The 15,975-nt window shown below is 42.3% G+C and carries 11 protein-coding genes; 4 read left to right on the top strand and 7 right to left on the bottom strand.

What is annotated here, in order from left to right; genetic code table 11:
* Window positions 1-72: 72 nt before the first annotated feature.
* From CDO33_RS15525 to CDO33_RS15555, 7 genes are all read right to left on the bottom strand, one after another.
* Entirely contained in the window at window positions 73-1,446 is a 1,374-nt protein-coding gene (locus CDO33_RS15525) for a VanW family protein (protein ID WP_151898662.1), read from the bottom strand.
* A 38-nt stretch (window positions 1,447-1,484) separates the two neighbouring features.
* Window positions 1,485-2,339 (bottom strand): PRC-barrel domain-containing protein, encoded by an 855-nt coding sequence (locus CDO33_RS15530; protein ID WP_103082822.1) that lies wholly within the window; start codon window positions 2,337-2,339, stop codon window positions 1,485-1,487.
* 52 nt (window positions 2,340-2,391) lie between these two features.
* Window positions 2,392-3,390: an ABC-2 transporter permease gene (locus tag CDO33_RS15535; RefSeq protein ID WP_103082821.1), complete on the bottom strand. Its 999-nt coding sequence runs from the start codon at window positions 3,388-3,390 to the stop codon at window positions 2,392-2,394.
* Between the two features lie 393 nt (window positions 3,391-3,783).
* Window positions 3,784-6,237, bottom strand: coding sequence for an endopeptidase La (gene lon, locus CDO33_RS15540; protein WP_479690690.1), 2,454 nt, complete (start codon window positions 6,235-6,237; stop codon window positions 3,784-3,786).
* Window positions 6,238-6,483: 246 nt separating this feature from the next.
* Window positions 6,484-7,896, bottom strand: coding sequence for a DUF4129 domain-containing protein (locus CDO33_RS15545; RefSeq protein ID WP_103082820.1), 1,413 nt, complete (start codon window positions 7,894-7,896; stop codon window positions 6,484-6,486).
* An 82-nt stretch (window positions 7,897-7,978) separates the two neighbouring features.
* Entirely contained in the window at window positions 7,979-9,124 is a 1,146-nt protein-coding gene (locus tag CDO33_RS15550) for a DUF58 domain-containing protein (RefSeq protein ID WP_103082819.1), read from the bottom strand.
* A gap of 17 nt (window positions 9,125-9,141) precedes the next feature.
* On the bottom strand, window positions 9,142-10,098 hold the full coding sequence (locus CDO33_RS15555; protein WP_192875022.1) for an AAA family ATPase: 957 nt from the start codon (window positions 10,096-10,098) through the stop codon (window positions 9,142-9,144).
* A 196-nt stretch (window positions 10,099-10,294) separates the two neighbouring features.
* On the opposite strand from CDO33_RS15555, the gene CDO33_RS15560 reads away from it, so the two are divergent.
* The 4 genes from CDO33_RS15560 (at window position 10,295) to CDO33_RS15575 (ending at window position 15,966) form a co-directional block, all read left to right on the top strand.
* Window positions 10,295-11,533, top strand: coding sequence for a transposase (locus CDO33_RS15560; RefSeq protein ID WP_103083335.1), 1,239 nt, complete (start codon window positions 10,295-10,297; stop codon window positions 11,531-11,533).
* Window positions 11,534-11,815: 282 nt separating this feature from the next.
* On the top strand, window positions 11,816-12,823 hold the full coding sequence (locus CDO33_RS15565; RefSeq protein WP_103102802.1) for a substrate-binding domain-containing protein: 1,008 nt from the start codon (window positions 11,816-11,818) through the stop codon (window positions 12,821-12,823).
* 1 nt (window position 12,824) lies between these two features.
* Complete coding sequence (locus CDO33_RS15570) at window positions 12,825-14,342, top strand: sensor histidine kinase (RefSeq protein ID WP_103080987.1); 1,518 nt, start codon at window positions 12,825-12,827, stop codon at window positions 14,340-14,342.
* A gap of 13 nt (window positions 14,343-14,355) precedes the next feature.
* Window positions 14,356-15,966, top strand: a complete 1,611-nt coding sequence (locus CDO33_RS15575; RefSeq protein WP_103102803.1) for a response regulator — start codon at window positions 14,356-14,358, stop codon at window positions 15,964-15,966.
* Window positions 15,967-15,975: the final 9 nt, after the last annotated feature.

A 15,975-nucleotide genomic window follows, 5' to 3' on the forward strand; every position in this document is an offset into this window, starting at 1 on the left:
ACTTTATTTGCATTTGCCATCTGTCGTTTCGATAAAGAGCCTTCTTTTCTTTTATCCATATTTGACCTTCTATTATTTCAATCCGGTATCCTCTTCCCATTTTGTATCGGGTCCGATTTCCACGACTTTGTCAATGGCGTCGTATTTGTCATTATACAAAAACTCTCGTCCTACCTCTTTTCCGTCTTTTTGCATTACCCTGTATACATTAACCTTTAATCCTTCCCTTCCCGGGAAGACCACTCTTTTCTCGCCTTGTTGGAGCTGCCGGCTTTCCACGTTCACCACGGCAGGTGAAAACCTCTGGATCACTTCGGTTTCTATCCTGTAATCCCGATCATCTCCGATTTCATCATTTCCGACAATGCTCACCGTAATCCTGTTATCTGCAACCTCGGCGAAAATAAACAATTTGGACTTAAGGCTGTTTTTAAACCTTAGATCCATTTCTCCTTCCAGGATTCTTGCATCCAAGCCTGGTTCCATATAATCAACCACCTCACCGTGAGGAGTCCTCACAATGCCGGAGTGGTCGATGCCAGCCATAAGCACGGCTTTATACAGCGTAGAAGCTACAATATTATATCCTTCATCATCTTCCTTTGCCGGACTTCCCATTTGGTTAAGGCACCGGTTAAAGGAGAAAGTATCGTCTTCAGCACCGCAAGCTTCCACGACAACTCCGTTTATCGCCTTGGCTGCAAGCACGGCAGAATTTATGTACGACTGGGAGCTAATATCTGTGGAACACTGGGAAATTATCAAATCCGCATCCTCAAAAAACCCGGAGGTATATTGGGGATGAACAACTTTCACCTCATAATTATCCGAAACGTTAAACTCTATAAGAGAATCGGGCAAATTTCCCATTTGAGCCTTAAGTTTGTTAATTGCATTATCCACATCGAGGGTTATCCCTGAAGAACCGTCCTTCTTTACAACTTTTCCGTCCTTAATATATACTGCTGCATTGACAGGCTCAGTGTTGACAGCCTTAGCAATTTCGGACACTTTTACTCTCAGCTTTCCTTCATTATAGTTGATGACCGGTCCTATCTGATTTCTGGTGCCATAAAAAAAACAACCGTTAATTACCCCCAGCACCCTATGGACGAAATCCTTTCCAAAGGCATTGCAGGCTGTTTCCATGCCGTTAATGGATGCATCTATTTCACCATAATCAATTTTGAATTCCCTTTTCCCGTCAAGCTTTATCGTAATACTGCCGCCATGCAAAATACCCTCGTAATATTGTGAAACTTTCTTCGCTGCTTCCTCACGGCTTAAAGAACTTATGTTTATACTTCCTACATATGTATTTGAGGGAATTTTATTTTCATATAATAAAAATATTGCCATGAGACCGAAGAAAATGGCAAGTGTTGTCTGAAAAGCCAAAAACAGGAATAGATTTTTCAGATTTCCAAGCTCAATCACCTTCTTCACTCCTGCTCAAAAAAGGGTTTCCTCATATGTATAATCTGTTATGCCTTATTGTTCATTGCCAGGTCTATCAGCTTGCCCTCCTGCGTTGCTTTGCTTATTATCTCTTCCGTGATGTCCATACCCTCGCTGACTATAATATTCCCAAGGCTATCGGTTATAGTTTTCGTAGCCTTTCTTCCCTTTAAATATTGAATCTGTTTTTCTTTAAACAGGCCGGCTGCATTATCCTGATATGCTTCCGGTGAATTGCTGTTGTTATTCACTGATAGCAGCTCGCTGGTATTTTCCGGCGCACCAGGCATTTCCGGACTGACGCCTGTTATTACAGCCTCATCAGAAAACTCTAGATTTTTTTTTTCAGCATCTGCTGCCGCTTTTTCCGACATCAGCTGTTCTGCATCATTCAACAGGGTTTCTTCAACATTCTCCGCTACAACTATAAGATTTTTTCCGAAAGTTATGACACTTTCCCTGGGAATAATCTTTATCTGTTCCTCAGCTGCATTGGAAATAAACTCAAGGCCAGCAATGCTGCACCGATTGTCTTCATCGATAAATATATCTCCCGTCTCTCCTATCAGTCTTCCTTTTTTTGTGAGAATCCTGGTGTTTTTCACTTTGACATCCTTTTGAAGAAGGTCGACAGCAGCAGGCATTTTGCTTATTTCCTCCATATCACTGCTGTTTTCAATTGTAAGGGCATATCCTCCTATACCAAGCACCTTTTCGGTGGGAATGACACTGGCTCCTAAAATCTGCGTACCGTTATCTACAATGACAAAATCCACGGCACCCTTTTCCGCGTTAACAACCAGTTCCTTCACCTTTCCCACTTCCGAACCGTCACAGATACTTATAACAGGTAAACCTATCACCTCTTGAGTTTTTTTCATTTACTCCCACACCCCTTCATATATATCAAATATGATCACGTCCAACAGAATCTCACAAATTTCTTTCTATTCTTTCTCTTACCGATGCATCCATCATATCTCCATATTTATATCCACAGTCCTCCAAGAACTTTCTGGACATTTCCACACGGCCCAGTTCCTTGTAAAGAATGCATATATCCGCAATAATTAATGAAAGAATTTCTCCCTGGGGCTTTAAATCCAATGCACGCATATACTGTGCGATGGCCGCCTCCAAATCTCCCTTTATCTTGCTGTCAAATGCTTCATTGATCAAATCGCTTAAACATGAACCATTTCCGGGATTATCCTTTTCTTCCAATGCCGGCGCTGCCTCTTTAATCGGCTCCTCTCCATTTTTCGTCTCCCCGGCATATGCTTTTACACCTTCCGGAATTGCTTCATTCACCGGTATTGTTACACTTGCCGTTTCAATCTGACAAACCGGTTCCGGCTCCCTTCCTTCCTCAGCATTTTCGACTGTAGCCGGCATATTTTTCTCCCGATTCTGCCCGTCCGGTGTCAGGGCACCATCTTTTTCGGTTTCCACCAAGGTTTTGGGGGATTCAGATATTGCAGCGGCAGCCGCTTCGCCTGGGGCTACATTGACATTCTCCCAAGTTTTAACTTCTATTCCCATTTTACCAATATTTCGTGCTCTGTCAACAAATTTTTCAAATATGTTTCTTATATAGTTCATTGCTTTATTTATAGTCATATTCTCTCCCTTATGATCCGCTATTCGTGCAATCCCTGTTGTGAGGGCTACAAGCATTATAACATATACTATGAAGGTCAAGAAAAGTGCAAGATAAAAATTGCTCCAGGAGAATTCTATAGTGTTTTTTTGCCGCAGGAGGCCGCCGACGACAGAAAATGTAACAGGAACCACAATACTGATTGCTATTGAGCCGATGAAAGAAATAATTGCGGCGTTAAGCCCTAATTCATCCTTCCCGCTTTTCCTTCTGAAAAACAAAACTGACGTAATAGCGACTGCTGCTGTGGCAACAATTAAATATATAACCATACTTCCACGCTTCCCCTTGTTGTATTTTTACTCTCATGATAAACTGCGGAATCCACGACCATAGATATAATTGCTTATTTACCATGAACGGCAGAATTATGTCTACTTCGTAAACATGAATATTTCATTTGAATTATCGAAAAAAAATTCTGAAACCTTAATAGAATCTTCATAAGCTATCACTTCTTCATAAATGAGCATAAAATTCCGTGACCGCTCATGTCTGCAAAGTGCCAGCAATGTATAAAAAACATCCATGTTTTCGTGCTAAAGCAAATAAAAAAAGAGATATGGAAATCTCTCCATATCTCCTGATTGCTATTGGGATGGCAAATGCCACCCAGTAAGGACTTTGTCTCAACATAAAAACCTGCCATGCTTCAAGGATCTAAGCTACTGCTGAATCATATCCGTGTTTTGATCGGCATCGCCCAGTATTGCCTGTTCTTCGGCAATTATCATCTTATCATCTTCACTTTTCATGCTGCTCGCCTTTGTCTTATCTTTTTTATTGTTAACCAGGGCTGCGCTCAAAACAGATTCCATCTTTTCCACAGGGATAAATTTGAGCTTCTCCCTGACATTTTGTGGTATATCCTCTATATCTTTTTTATTGTCCACAGGAAGGATTATTGTATCGATTCCGGCTCTGTGGGCTGCCAGAACCTTCTCTTTCAAACCGCCTATGGGCAGCACCCTTCCCCTCAGAGTGATTTCACCGGTCATAGCCACGTTCCTTCTCACCGGCATACCCGTCAATGCCGACACCATAGCCGTAGCCATGGTAATACCCGCCGAAGGTCCATCCTTAGGTATAGCTCCTTCAGGCACATGTATGTGGATATCGTATTTATTGTGGAAGTCCTTATCTATACCCAGCTGCTCCGCTTTCGATCGTATGAAGCTTATGGCAGCCCGGGCGGATTCCTTCATTACATCCCCCAATTGACCTGTAAGCTCCAGCTTGCCATCACCGCTCATAAGATTGACTTCGATAGATAATGTGTCACCGCCAACAGGGGTCCAGACCAAGCCTGTGGCAACACCCACTTCATCCTTTTCCTTAGCCTTGTCATACCTGTATACCTTCACACCGAGGAATTTCTCCAGATTATTGGAGGTAACCTTAACGGACTTCTTTCCGGTGGATACCAGTTCCTTGGCAGCTTTACGGCATACTGTAGCTATCTGTCTTTCAAGGTTCCTGACTCCGGCTTCCCTTGTGTAATAGTTTATGATATCCCTTACAGCCTTTTCATCAATCTTCAAATTTGCCTTTTTTAGGCCGTGGGCCTTTATCTGCTTTGGTACAAGGTACTTCATCGCAATATTGACCTTTTCTTCCTCAGTATAGCTGGTGAGGCTTATTACTTCCATCCTGTCCAGCAGTGGCCTCGGTATTGTGTCAAGATTGTTGGCCGTTGTGATGAACATTACGTCGGAAAGGTCGAAGGGCAGCTCCAGGTAATGATCCCTGAAAGCAAAATTCTGTTCTGCGTCCAGTACCTCCAGCATCGCAGAAGCCGGGTCACCCCTGAAATCACTGCTCATCTTATCAATTTCATCCAGCAGCACCAGAGGATTTTTCGATCCTGCCTGCTTCAAAGCTGCTATTATCCTTCCGGGCATCGCTCCGACGTAGGTTCTTCGGTGTCCTCTGATTTCTGCTTCATCCCTCACTCCGCCCAGCGACATTCTCACATATTTTCTGTTCAAAGCTCTTGCTATTGACTTGGCTATAGAGGTTTTGCCCACTCCCGGAGGTCCTACCAGGCAAAGTATCGGGCCTTTGAGGGCGCTCTTGAGTTTTCTTATGGCCAGATACTCGATAATTCTATCCTTAACTTTTTCCAGTCCATAATGATCCTCATCAAGAATTTTCTTTGCCTTATCCAGATCGATGATCTCCTCCGTGGATTTATTCCAGGGAAGATCCAATATCCAGTCCAGATATGTTCTTATGACAGAGCCTTCTGCCGACCCGGAGGGCATCTTGAGCAGGCGATCCAGCTCTTTAAGAACCTTGTTTTCTACCTCTTCGGGAACTTCGGCTTTTTTCAGCCTTGCCTTGTATTCCTCCACTTCACCGCTTATACCGTCCCTGTCACCCAACTCATTCTGTATTGCTTTCAATTGTTCCCTAAGGTAATATTCCTTCTGGGACTTGTCTATCTGCTTGCGCACCTTCGCATTTATTTCTTTTTCAATTTCCAGAATTTCAATTTCCTTCAGCATCAACCGGAACAATTTTTCGAGTCTTATCCGGGGATGGAATTCATCGAGAATTTCCTGCTTCTGTTCTACCTTAAGTGTAAGGTTGGAAGTTATCACATCCGCCAACTGCCCATGATCCTCTATGGAATTGACAGTCAACAATATATCGGGTGAAATTTTGTTGCTAAGCCTTACATACTCCTCAAAGGTTGACAGTGTACTTCTTTTAAGGGCTTCTATTTCATCTTTGTCATCTTCATCATAAGTGTATATCTTTTCTACAACCTCAGCCATGAAGAAGGGCTCTGTTTGCGTAATTTCGCCTATTTCAGCACGGCTTATGCCCTCCACAAGAACCCTGATGGTATCTCCTGGAAGCTTAAGCAGCTGCTTTACTTTGGATATGGTACCTACCCTATATATATCTTCTTCGGAAGGCGAATCAACTCTTGCGTCCTTCTGCGTCACCAGCAGGATCAACTGATTGTTTACCATAGCCTCTTCCAGAGCTTTTATGGATTTTGCCCTACCCACGTCAAAAGGCAAGGTCATATATGGAAACACCGTCAATCCGCGGAGGGGCAAAAGCGGTAGAATCTGCTTCTTTATTGCTTTATTTGACTCTATCATCATATCATCCCTTCAAACTCTAATAAAAATTGCCTCCAATTTATTACAACAGGCAGATGCAACTATACGCCGATTTAGACTAGCTACCTCTGCCTAATACCATAATCGTAACAATTATAACCTTTAACCCTCATCATTTCAATTGTTTTATCTGGAATATGAGGGAACTCTTTGGCTTACAGTAGCATTCGATACTATCAAAACACCATACTCTTCCCTCTCCAGGAACACCTTTCCTGTCTTGTAAACTCATCTGGGCTTCCGATTCGCTTTTGAAAGGCGTTCCATCACTGTGCTTAAGCACGCTTCCGCCTGGTCCATCTCTTTCGCGTCCGGGACAACATCACCATACCTCACCTTTTCATAAACCTTTGTGATACCTTCTATGGAAATATCTTCACTTCCGGCTTTTCTGCATATTTCACCCGGGGTATCCGACCTTGCAACTCCAATGCCTGCCGCATTCAATACATCCAGTATCATGCCGTATATATATCTGACCTTGGCTGCCGGATTTGTTATTTTCTTCAGTCCTCTCATGCTCCACCGGAGCTTTTCTTCCGATTTTTTCCTTTTTCCGGCGGAATTTTTAACCGGCTTTATTTCAACTACCTCATCGTTATAATCTTCCTCTTCCGGCTCAACTTTATCCGTGCTGCGAAGAATATTCAATACAAACATCCATACCTTTTGAAAAGCTTTCCTGACAGCCCGCAAGATGACCGGCAGAGCTTTATATATAAGATATATAAAAATAACAATAAATATCCCTTTGAGTATCAAATCCGCAACCGGATTCATGCCGCTCTCATCACCCAAATCCGGGAGCTGTGGGGGCTGCGCCTGACCAATGATGCCGTCCGTTTCCGGAGCACGGCTGAATAGAAATTCCAGCGCTCTCAAAAACAGCACTATTCCTTTGCGGACGACATTGTTGAGTATATTCAGGAAAAATACAATAATGCCTTTAAGGTTTAAAAACAGCAGAGTGATGCCAAACAGTGTCAAAACCGAAAATATGTTGAATTTCCTAATATCCTTTGATACTCCGGCCAGACGCCTGTTCATATGGAGGAATACACTGTCTATTCCGGCCTGGTTGAATACTATCATGGATGTCACCGTCAGGATATATGCATAGAATATAAAATTCAGCCTTATGTCCGAAAATGAGCAAATTGCTGTCGATATGGCTATAGTAATGATACCACCGTACAATTTCGTCCGGTTCAAAATATCATCGAACTCTCCATACCGGGCCCTCACTCCCACTATATAGAAAATCAACGCTGCTATAGCCTCAAAGGCAGCTCTGAATATTCCGTCCCTTTGAAATACCACAGCCGCTATTGCCGCCGGCACCAACGCTGCAATATGAACTACCAGTCCGCTTAGAAACAGCGCCGTGGCATGTTTATCCAATATGAACTCCGCCACCTTTCCCGAAGCCAACCGGGAAAAAAAGGCGGAATTCTCCCTTATAACAGCCGATGCGATGAAAAATCCGGCTGTCATCAGAATTGATGCAAGCAAAAGGGACAGCGCTCCGCCATCTGTTTTGAATAATAATGCCCTGACGGTGATTACTGCGGGGTAAATAAACGAAAACACCCCCAGCAGCGCTGTTGCCTTTAATGCATATGTTCTGAAGTTCTCATGCATTCATATCCTTCCCTGCTCTATTGATATTGTATCCACCTTTCAACTAAAACCAGCTTGCTGTGCCGGTATTTCGAGCCTTAGCTCATGCCTGCACTGCATAATCTTTTTCCGAATCCGTCGACAAAACATAGATGTTCATGTCTTCCGGCACTTTTGCACCTTCCGGTTCTTTCAAAAGCAGGATGGAAATCCGGTTGTCAAGCCTTTCCAGTTCCCTCACATGCTCACATATGGCATCGGTGAGATAGCAGGTTATTATTATGACATCGCAGTTCCGTATCTTTCCCTCCATCCAGCTTAAGAAATCCTGAAAATCCTTCACTCTCTTAAGCTCCAGCTTTGCCAGTATCTCCATGAGCATTGAAACATGCTCCCTGCCGGCAGCTTCTTCAGTAAATACCATCTTGCCGTCATCGTCGATTGTGGTGCCGTTGGTAGCAAATCTCACCGGAGCCCCCGACATAAGGGACGAATCAAAAATCGATGCCGCCACCTTTATTCCATACTCTACCAATTCCTTGTCGATGGTGTTGTAATATTCATTTTCTATGGATTGAATATTGAGCATAACAGTAAGGCTCAGCCGGGATGTATAATCGTTATTCCTGACCATAAGCCTGCCTTCTTTTGCTGTAGCCCTCCAGTGTATTCTGTTCATAGGGTCCCTCGGAGTATACTCCCTGGCTCCTGAAACTATAAAAGGGTCATCTATGATCCAGCGTCTGACTATCCTTTCCCCCTGGAGGTAGTTGATTGGAATAAAATACTGCTCAAAATCCACGACAGCCGGGTATACCTTGAGAGTCGCACCCACCTTGACCGGCATTGAGTTTGTTCTGAAACTCAGAAGATCACCGCTTACCAGAGTGGACGTATCTATATTATATATACCCCTTTTCAGGCACTTTACCTTCCATCTTCGGATTATCTTCTGATAGCTTTTTAATACGAAGCTGCTGGTGGCATAGCGGCTCTCCTGGTTGACAACCGAACGGGCACCTGCAAAATCCAGCCAGCGGGATGTGTATATATTGGCCTTAAGCCACGGTACAGGCAGCACTTTCCTGTTTTCCACCGTCTCTACCAAAAATATCTCATCCCCTTCATGAGCTTCCTTAACGCTGAACTCACATTTATATATAAGGTTTTTAAAGGCAAGCTTCCCAAAGATCAAGCTTTGCATCCCTATTACCGCAAGGACGATTATGATAAATGCCAGGATTTCCATTGGCTTTTCTCCCTCAATTATATTTCCTCCGTTGGAACAGGAATCTCCTTCAAAATATCCGATAATACCGCTTCCGATGGCTTAATGCCTTTGGTTGTGACTGCATGCCCTCTTAGTATTATCCTGTGGGCAAGCACTGGTAAAGCCAGATGCTTGACATCATCGGGGATGACATAATCCCGCCCTTTCAATGCAGCATATACCTGGGCTGCCTTCATAAGGGCAAGGCTTCCTCTTGGACTGACACCGAGGATGATTTTCTCATGGTTTCTGGTAGCCTCTATGATACTTATTATGTAATCCTTTACCGCATCATTTACCCTTACCGAAGCAAAAGCTTCCTGAGCTTCAACTATCTCCTCCGACGAAGCAACAGTATCTATATCCACCGACGAGGTTTTTGCCTGGAACCGGTCCAGAATTTCCTTACCTTCCTGCGCTGTCGGATATCCCATCCTGAGCCTCATCATAAACCTGTCCAGCTGAGCTTCCGGCAGCGGGAATGTTCCCTGGGTCTCCACAGGATTTTGGGTAGCTATGACAAAAAAGGGCTTGGCAAGGATTTTCGTATCCCCGTCTATAGTCACCTGGCGTTCCTCCATGCATTCAAGAAGGCTTGACTGTGTTCTCGGGGTAGCCCTGTTGATTTCATCGGCCAGAATTATGTTGGTAAATATGGGGCCCTGTCTGAAAACAAATTCCCCCTGCTTCTGATCAAAATAATTTATGCCTGTAAGATCGGTGGGCAGTAAATCCGGTGTAAACTGTATCCTCTTGAATTCACAATCTATCGACCGGGCAAGGCATTTTGCCAGCATGGTTTTGCCCACTCCGGGCACATCCTCCAGCAGTACATGGCCCGAGCAAAAAAGAGATATTATCACAAGATCGATTATGTCATCCTTACCGACAATAACCCGGGAAATATTAGATTTGATTCTTTCACCAAGACTTTTTACCTGCTGCAGTTCCAATTTCAACACTCCCTTATACCGGAAAAATGGTAATAAAATTAAATCATATAATAGTACTTACGCAAAAGTAACATAAACAAGTCATATCAGCACTTTGAAAACAGAATATAGCTTAAAAGGTTGTTGCATTGAGGTTTCCATATATTACAGCTATTCACCAGTTTTCGAATTATGCTATTCTTTTGGCAGGGGTTCCATGAGGTCTACCAAAAATTGCATTTCCGACATAACCGTTGCCAAGCACGGCATTCACGATATTATTACTGAACTGGTGAGAAAGTTCAATTTGGATAAGTTTTTGTTCCCTGAGAAGTATACACTGGTCTTCGTTGCAGCATGTATGGGTATAATCCTGTTTAATAATCCTACAGCAACATATATTGCGCAGAAGCTGTACTGGGTATCCCATGATGCCATAACAAGGCTGCTGCCGTTGCTTTCTATTAATAACACAAATATCATGATCCTGTTCATCCAGGCAATACAGTCACAAACGGCTGGTCTTGGATATTTGATCATCGATGATGTGATTATCAGGAAGCCTTTCGGCAAGAGCATTTTCCCGACATCTTATGTATACGATCACACAAATAATCGGTATGTCTGGGGAATGCACATTGTAGTCCTTCTATGGTCTAATGGTTGGATTAAAATCCCCGTGGCGTTTCGGATATGGAAACCGGAAGAAAAGTGTGAAGAATATCATACCAAGGTTGAACTAGCCATACGTATGATATCCTTCGCCCACAAATTTGGTTTGGCTGCCGAATACGTCACATTCGACACCTGGTATTCCTGTAAAGAGCTCCTGCAAAAGCTCTCAGAGTGCGGTTACCACTATGTCTGCATGATAAAGAATAACCGCAAAGTGCTGTACAACAACAGGGTTAACTTTAACGTTAAGACCATAAGCCTGCTGTTTAGCAAGAAACAGTACAGGTACTACCCCGGTACAGGCTTCTACATCAAGGCTTTATCGGTAATCTTACCTGGTGTGGGTAACACCATGATGGCAATAGTCAAAAACGGCTATAACGCATCTATCCAAAACACCAGATTTATCATTACTGACTTGCCCGGTGTAGCTGCTCAAGACATCCTCAAGAAATACCTTTGCCGTTGGGACATTGAAGTATTCTTCAGAGACATCAAGCAGTTTCTGAACTTTGAAAAAGTTCAAGTCCGGTCTATTAGAAAACTTGAGGGTCACTTCTCCTTGGTGTTCATAACTTCTGTATTCGTGCAGATTTTGCAGATACAGAATAATTTGAATACCATGGGTGAAACCATCAGCTTCCTGCAGGACATTGTCCAGGTTAAAGTCAACGGTATTGTGTACATTATTAATGTAACATCCAAAGACCGGACAGGTAAAGAGGTAAATACTGTCTCAAATCCTCTCGCAACAACCATTTGGGACAAATTAAGTGCGTGAAATCTTTATTTTTCAAGGATCATTTTGTTTTGCGTAAGTACTGTCATATAAGTTTATTATAAATCAAATCCTATGGGAAAGTATATATAAATTGGCAATATTGTATTAAGAATGCTTTTATGGGTTATAAAGCGATGAAATATCTATTATTGCAGTATCAAAAGCGGTAATCCAATTTTTGCATCATGAAATTGCAGTACCGTTGTGTTATACTATATTGTTAAATATTGTTTTTGATAAAATGCGCCCTTTGTATGTATAATTGTGAGGGAGGGATTTCCTGTGAAAAAAAAGCATTATGTAGTCCTGCTTTCTGCTATGATTTTGCTTATTCTTGCAATTACTTCATTTATATATTACAGCATTAATACCGCCCTTGCTTCTGTCGATCAGAATGCCGGAATAATAGTACCGGACAAGGAGCCTGTCTATCACTTCGCAATGATCTGTGAGAACGTCGATGATCCTTTTTGGCTCTCCATAAAGAAAGGTGTGGAAAAGGCTTCAAAGGAATTCAACGTGGCTGTCGAGTTTAATGGGCCAGGCATTTCAAATATGGATGAGCAGTGGAAATACCTGGATGTGGCTATAGCATCCAGAGTGGACGGAATAGTAACTTACGTATGGGATGAAGATCAAGCCGGTGAGCTTATAAACAAAGGCGTGAAAAAGGATATACCTGTTGTCACTATTGGCAGAGATGCCAAGGCCAGCATGAGAACCGCATTTGTTGGCATGAATGCGTATAGTTCCGGCGTTCAGCTGGGCAGAATGGCCCTTGCCGCCACAGGCGATGAGGGTGATGTTGCTGTGCTTATTGGTAAAAATCAGGTTGGCGGAACAATGCTCCAAAATCTGATGATTTCAGGTATTAAAGACGCTTTTAAGATACATGACCGGATTGATTTTAGTATAATTGAATATGATGACTTAAATTTTTTAGGCATCGAGGATACCATAAAAGATTTGCTGACCAACAGGCCCGAGCTGGATACGATAGTGTGCACGACTGCAAGCGATACCATAGCTGTTGCCCAGAGATTAATTGATCTTAACAAGGTAGGCTACAATATAATCGGCTATGGTGATTCCCCGGAGCTATTGCGCTATATAGACAGCGAAGTAGTTTTTGGCACCGTCACAGCCAATCATGAACAAATGGGTTATGATGCTATCCGCGCACTGATGGATATAAAGGAAAAAGGCAGAACGTCAGCCTATTTTACAGTGGAAACACGCTTGATAACAAAAGCAAATGTCGATGAATATCTGAAGCCTGGGGAGGACTGAAATGCGTTTGTGGAGAAGGCTTAAGCAAATATGGAACAATAGCAGCATCAAGAAAAAGCTGATACTATATTTCATGGCGACTATCATGCTTTTAAGCGCTACCAATATATACCCCTATTACAGCATCAGTGTGCTTATGAACAAAATGAGCGGAACTTTTGAGATGAATGTAAAACTGAATAGCCTTCATAAAAGCCTGGAAAAGCTTGATTATGCCTATGAAAACTACCTGACTACAAAGCACTCCAAAAACCTTAGCGACTACTACAAATATTCCAGCGAGTTGAGGAAAGAAGCAGAGTCCATAGAAATGAACTATTCGAGCATTGAAAACATACTTATGATGAAAAATATCAAGAATATGATATCCACCTACCTGGAGGAAATAGATGCTGCAGTAACCGCCCGAAGAGGAAGGATGGTGGATGAATATCTTTTGCACTACAGGGAAAGCGCCAGGATTCACCAGTATATCAACGAGTATATTCAAAAGCTCAATAATACCCTGTTTTTGCAAAATACCGACCGTTATATGTCGGTGAAGAGCAGATTTAATATCGTGCATATGCTGAACATAGGTATAATTTGCTCCATCATCGCATTAAGCATATTATTAATACTGTGGTTTACCTATAGGATCACAAATCCAATATCAGAACTTTCCAAGGCTGCCGATGAGATAACTCACGGGAATTTCAACGTGCCCAGCGTAAAAGTGGACTCCAATGATGAAATAGGAGTCATGGCAGAAGCCTTTAACCGCATGACAGGCAGCATCAGGCAATATATAAACGAAATCAAGGAGAAGGCCGAGCTTGAGAGCCGCCTGAAAGAGCAGGAGATGGAAAACCTGATAATGAAAAGCAACCTTAAGGAGGCAGAACTCCATGCCCTACAGGCACAGATCAATCCTCACTTTCTGTTCAACACTCTTAATGCCGGAGCCCAGATTGCAATGCTGGAGGGCGCTGACCGTGCCTGTTCCTTTATCGAAAGCGCGGCCGAGCTTTTCAGGTATAACCTGAGGAATCTGGATAAGCCTGTGACAATTGGAGATGAGATCAGGAATGTTGAAAATTACACGAAATTGCTGAATGAACGTTTTGGTGACAGAATTGAGTTTTATTTGAGCAAAGACGAAAGCATACTGGGAGTCAAGATACCATGCATGGTACTCCAACCCATTGTGGAAAATGCCTTTATTCATGGTATTGGTGATTTAGAGGAAACAGGAAGGATATGGGTAAAAGCCGAAAGGCGCGGGCAAAATGCAGAAATTTCCGTAAGAGATAATGGAAAGGGTATGCCCCCCGAAAAGATAAAGGAAATCCTAAATGGAGAGGCACACGATAAAGCAACTGCTGAAAGTGCACATAAAGGGCATACTAATGGTATTGGATTAAATAATATTTTGAGCCGCTTAAAGATTTTTTATGGCAATGATAAAGTTTTGAATATTTACAGTGAACCTGGCAAAGGAACGGAAGTTTTACTGCGAATACCTATTAATCAGGATTGATTGGGGGATAATTATGTATAAGCTGATAATCGCCGATGATGAAAAGATAGTCATTGATTCACTCAAATATATAATAGAAAAAAATTTCAACAATATAGAAATTATCGCTACCGCCAGATCCGGGCGCGAAGTCATAGAAAAAGTCGATGATGCTGTTCCTGATATCATATTCATGGACATCAGGATGCCCGGAATTAATGGTCTTGAAGCCATAAAAGAAATAAAAAGCCGTCATAAGCAGGTTGTCATTATTGTTTTAACAGCCTTTGATCACTTTGACTTCGCGAAAGAAGCCATCAATCTCGGTGTCATCGAATACCTTTTGAAACCGGTAAACCGGACAAAGGTTGTGGAAGTCATTAACAAGGCCATCGAAATTGTAAAGACTGAAAAGGAAAAGCGCAGAATAGAACTTGAATTGAAGGAAAAGATGGAATATATAGTTCCAATATTGGAAAACGGGTTTATTTACTCATTGATTCTCTTCGATGATAACAGGAATGAACTTCTAAACTACAAACAAATTTTTGAAATTGAGGAAAACGGCGGATATGTGATGACCGTTGAGTTTGGAGATGAGGAAAAGAATGGAGAGCTGGAGAACAAAATCGGCTACAGCGTGCGCAGCCAGCATTTTTATCCCTTTCTGAAGGATACCATCAATACCTTGCATAAGTGCATAGTAGGTCCTGTAATGCTGAACCGTGTTGTTGTATTTGTTCCCACCAATTGTGATACGGATGAATTTTCAGCACGCCAGGAAGCATTGTCCATTGCCGAAAGCCTTTTTCAAAAGCTTTCCAATAAGCTGAAATGCAGCTTTAAAATCGGCATCGGAAGAACCTATGATAATTTCGAACTGCTTCCGTCATCCTACGAAGAGTCGTTGAAAGCATTGCGCTATCTCCAGAGCAGCGGCGTTATGCACTATATGGATATCCCCTCAAGAAATCCACAGATGTCCCAATATCCGGAGCACAAGGAAAAAACGCTATTGCAGAAGGTGGCTCTTGGAGATGCTGTTGAGAGCGTGAATGCATTGAATTATATTTTCGATTGGCTGGTAAGCAATTATAGTAATCAGCCTTTAAAGATTAAAAACAAGCTTTTGGAGATTGTTTTTCTGGTCAACCACATGGCATGGGAATACGGTACTGATCTCGAATCAGACGAAATCGGCTTTCTTGAGGAAATGCTGTCTATAAATGATCTCACTGAGCTCAAGCTGTGGTGCAGAAATAGAGTGGAGAGCGTTGCCGCACAGATAAATTCCTATCGGGATTACAAAATTGGAGATCTGACCAGGAAAGCAAAAGAATATATAAAAGCGAATTATTCCAAGCCCATAACTCTGGAAGATATATCCAGGGAAATAAATGTCAGCCCCCAGTATTTCAGCAAACTATTTAAAGAAGAAACAGGAGAAAACTTCATAGACTATCTCACCGGTATCAGAATCAAAATTGCAAAAGATTTGCTGGAAAAAAGTGAAATGAGCATTAAGGAAATTTGCTATAATATAGGATACAGCGACCCGAATTATTTCAGCAGGATATTTAAAAAAGTGGTGGGAGTAGCACCCACAGAGTATAAGGAAAGCTTTTTTAGATCTGAATTAAACTGATATTCGAGG

This window comes from Clostridium thermosuccinogenes (assembly GCF_002896855.1).
Lineage (GTDB): Bacteria > Bacillota > Clostridia > Acetivibrionales > DSM-5807 > Pseudoclostridium > Pseudoclostridium thermosuccinogenes.

Coding starts and splice junctions, on each gene's coding strand:
- CDO33_RS15530 (WP_103082822.1), bottom strand. CDS start 2,339: ATGAAAAAAACTCAAGAGGTGATAGGTTTACCTGTTATAAGTATCTGT.
- CDO33_RS15535 (WP_103082821.1), bottom strand. CDS start 3,390: ATGGTTATATATTTAATTGTTGCCACAGCAGCAGTCGCTATTACGTCA.
- lon (WP_479690690.1), bottom strand. CDS start 6,237: ATGATGATAGAGTCAAATAAAGCAATAAAGAAGCAGATTCTACCGCTT.
- CDO33_RS15545 (WP_103082820.1), bottom strand. CDS start 7,896: ATGCATGAGAACTTCAGAACATATGCATTAAAGGCAACAGCGCTGCTG.
- CDO33_RS15550 (WP_103082819.1), bottom strand. CDS start 9,124: ATGGAAATCCTGGCATTTATCATAATCGTCCTTGCGGTAATAGGGATG.
- CDO33_RS15560 (WP_103083335.1), top strand. CDS start 10,295: ATGAGGTCTACCAAAAATTGCATTTCCGACATAACCGTTGCCAAGCAC.
- CDO33_RS15570 (WP_103080987.1), top strand. CDS start 12,825: ATGCGTTTGTGGAGAAGGCTTAAGCAAATATGGAACAATAGCAGCATC.
- CDO33_RS15575 (WP_103102803.1), top strand. CDS start 14,356: ATGTATAAGCTGATAATCGCCGATGATGAAAAGATAGTCATTGATTCA.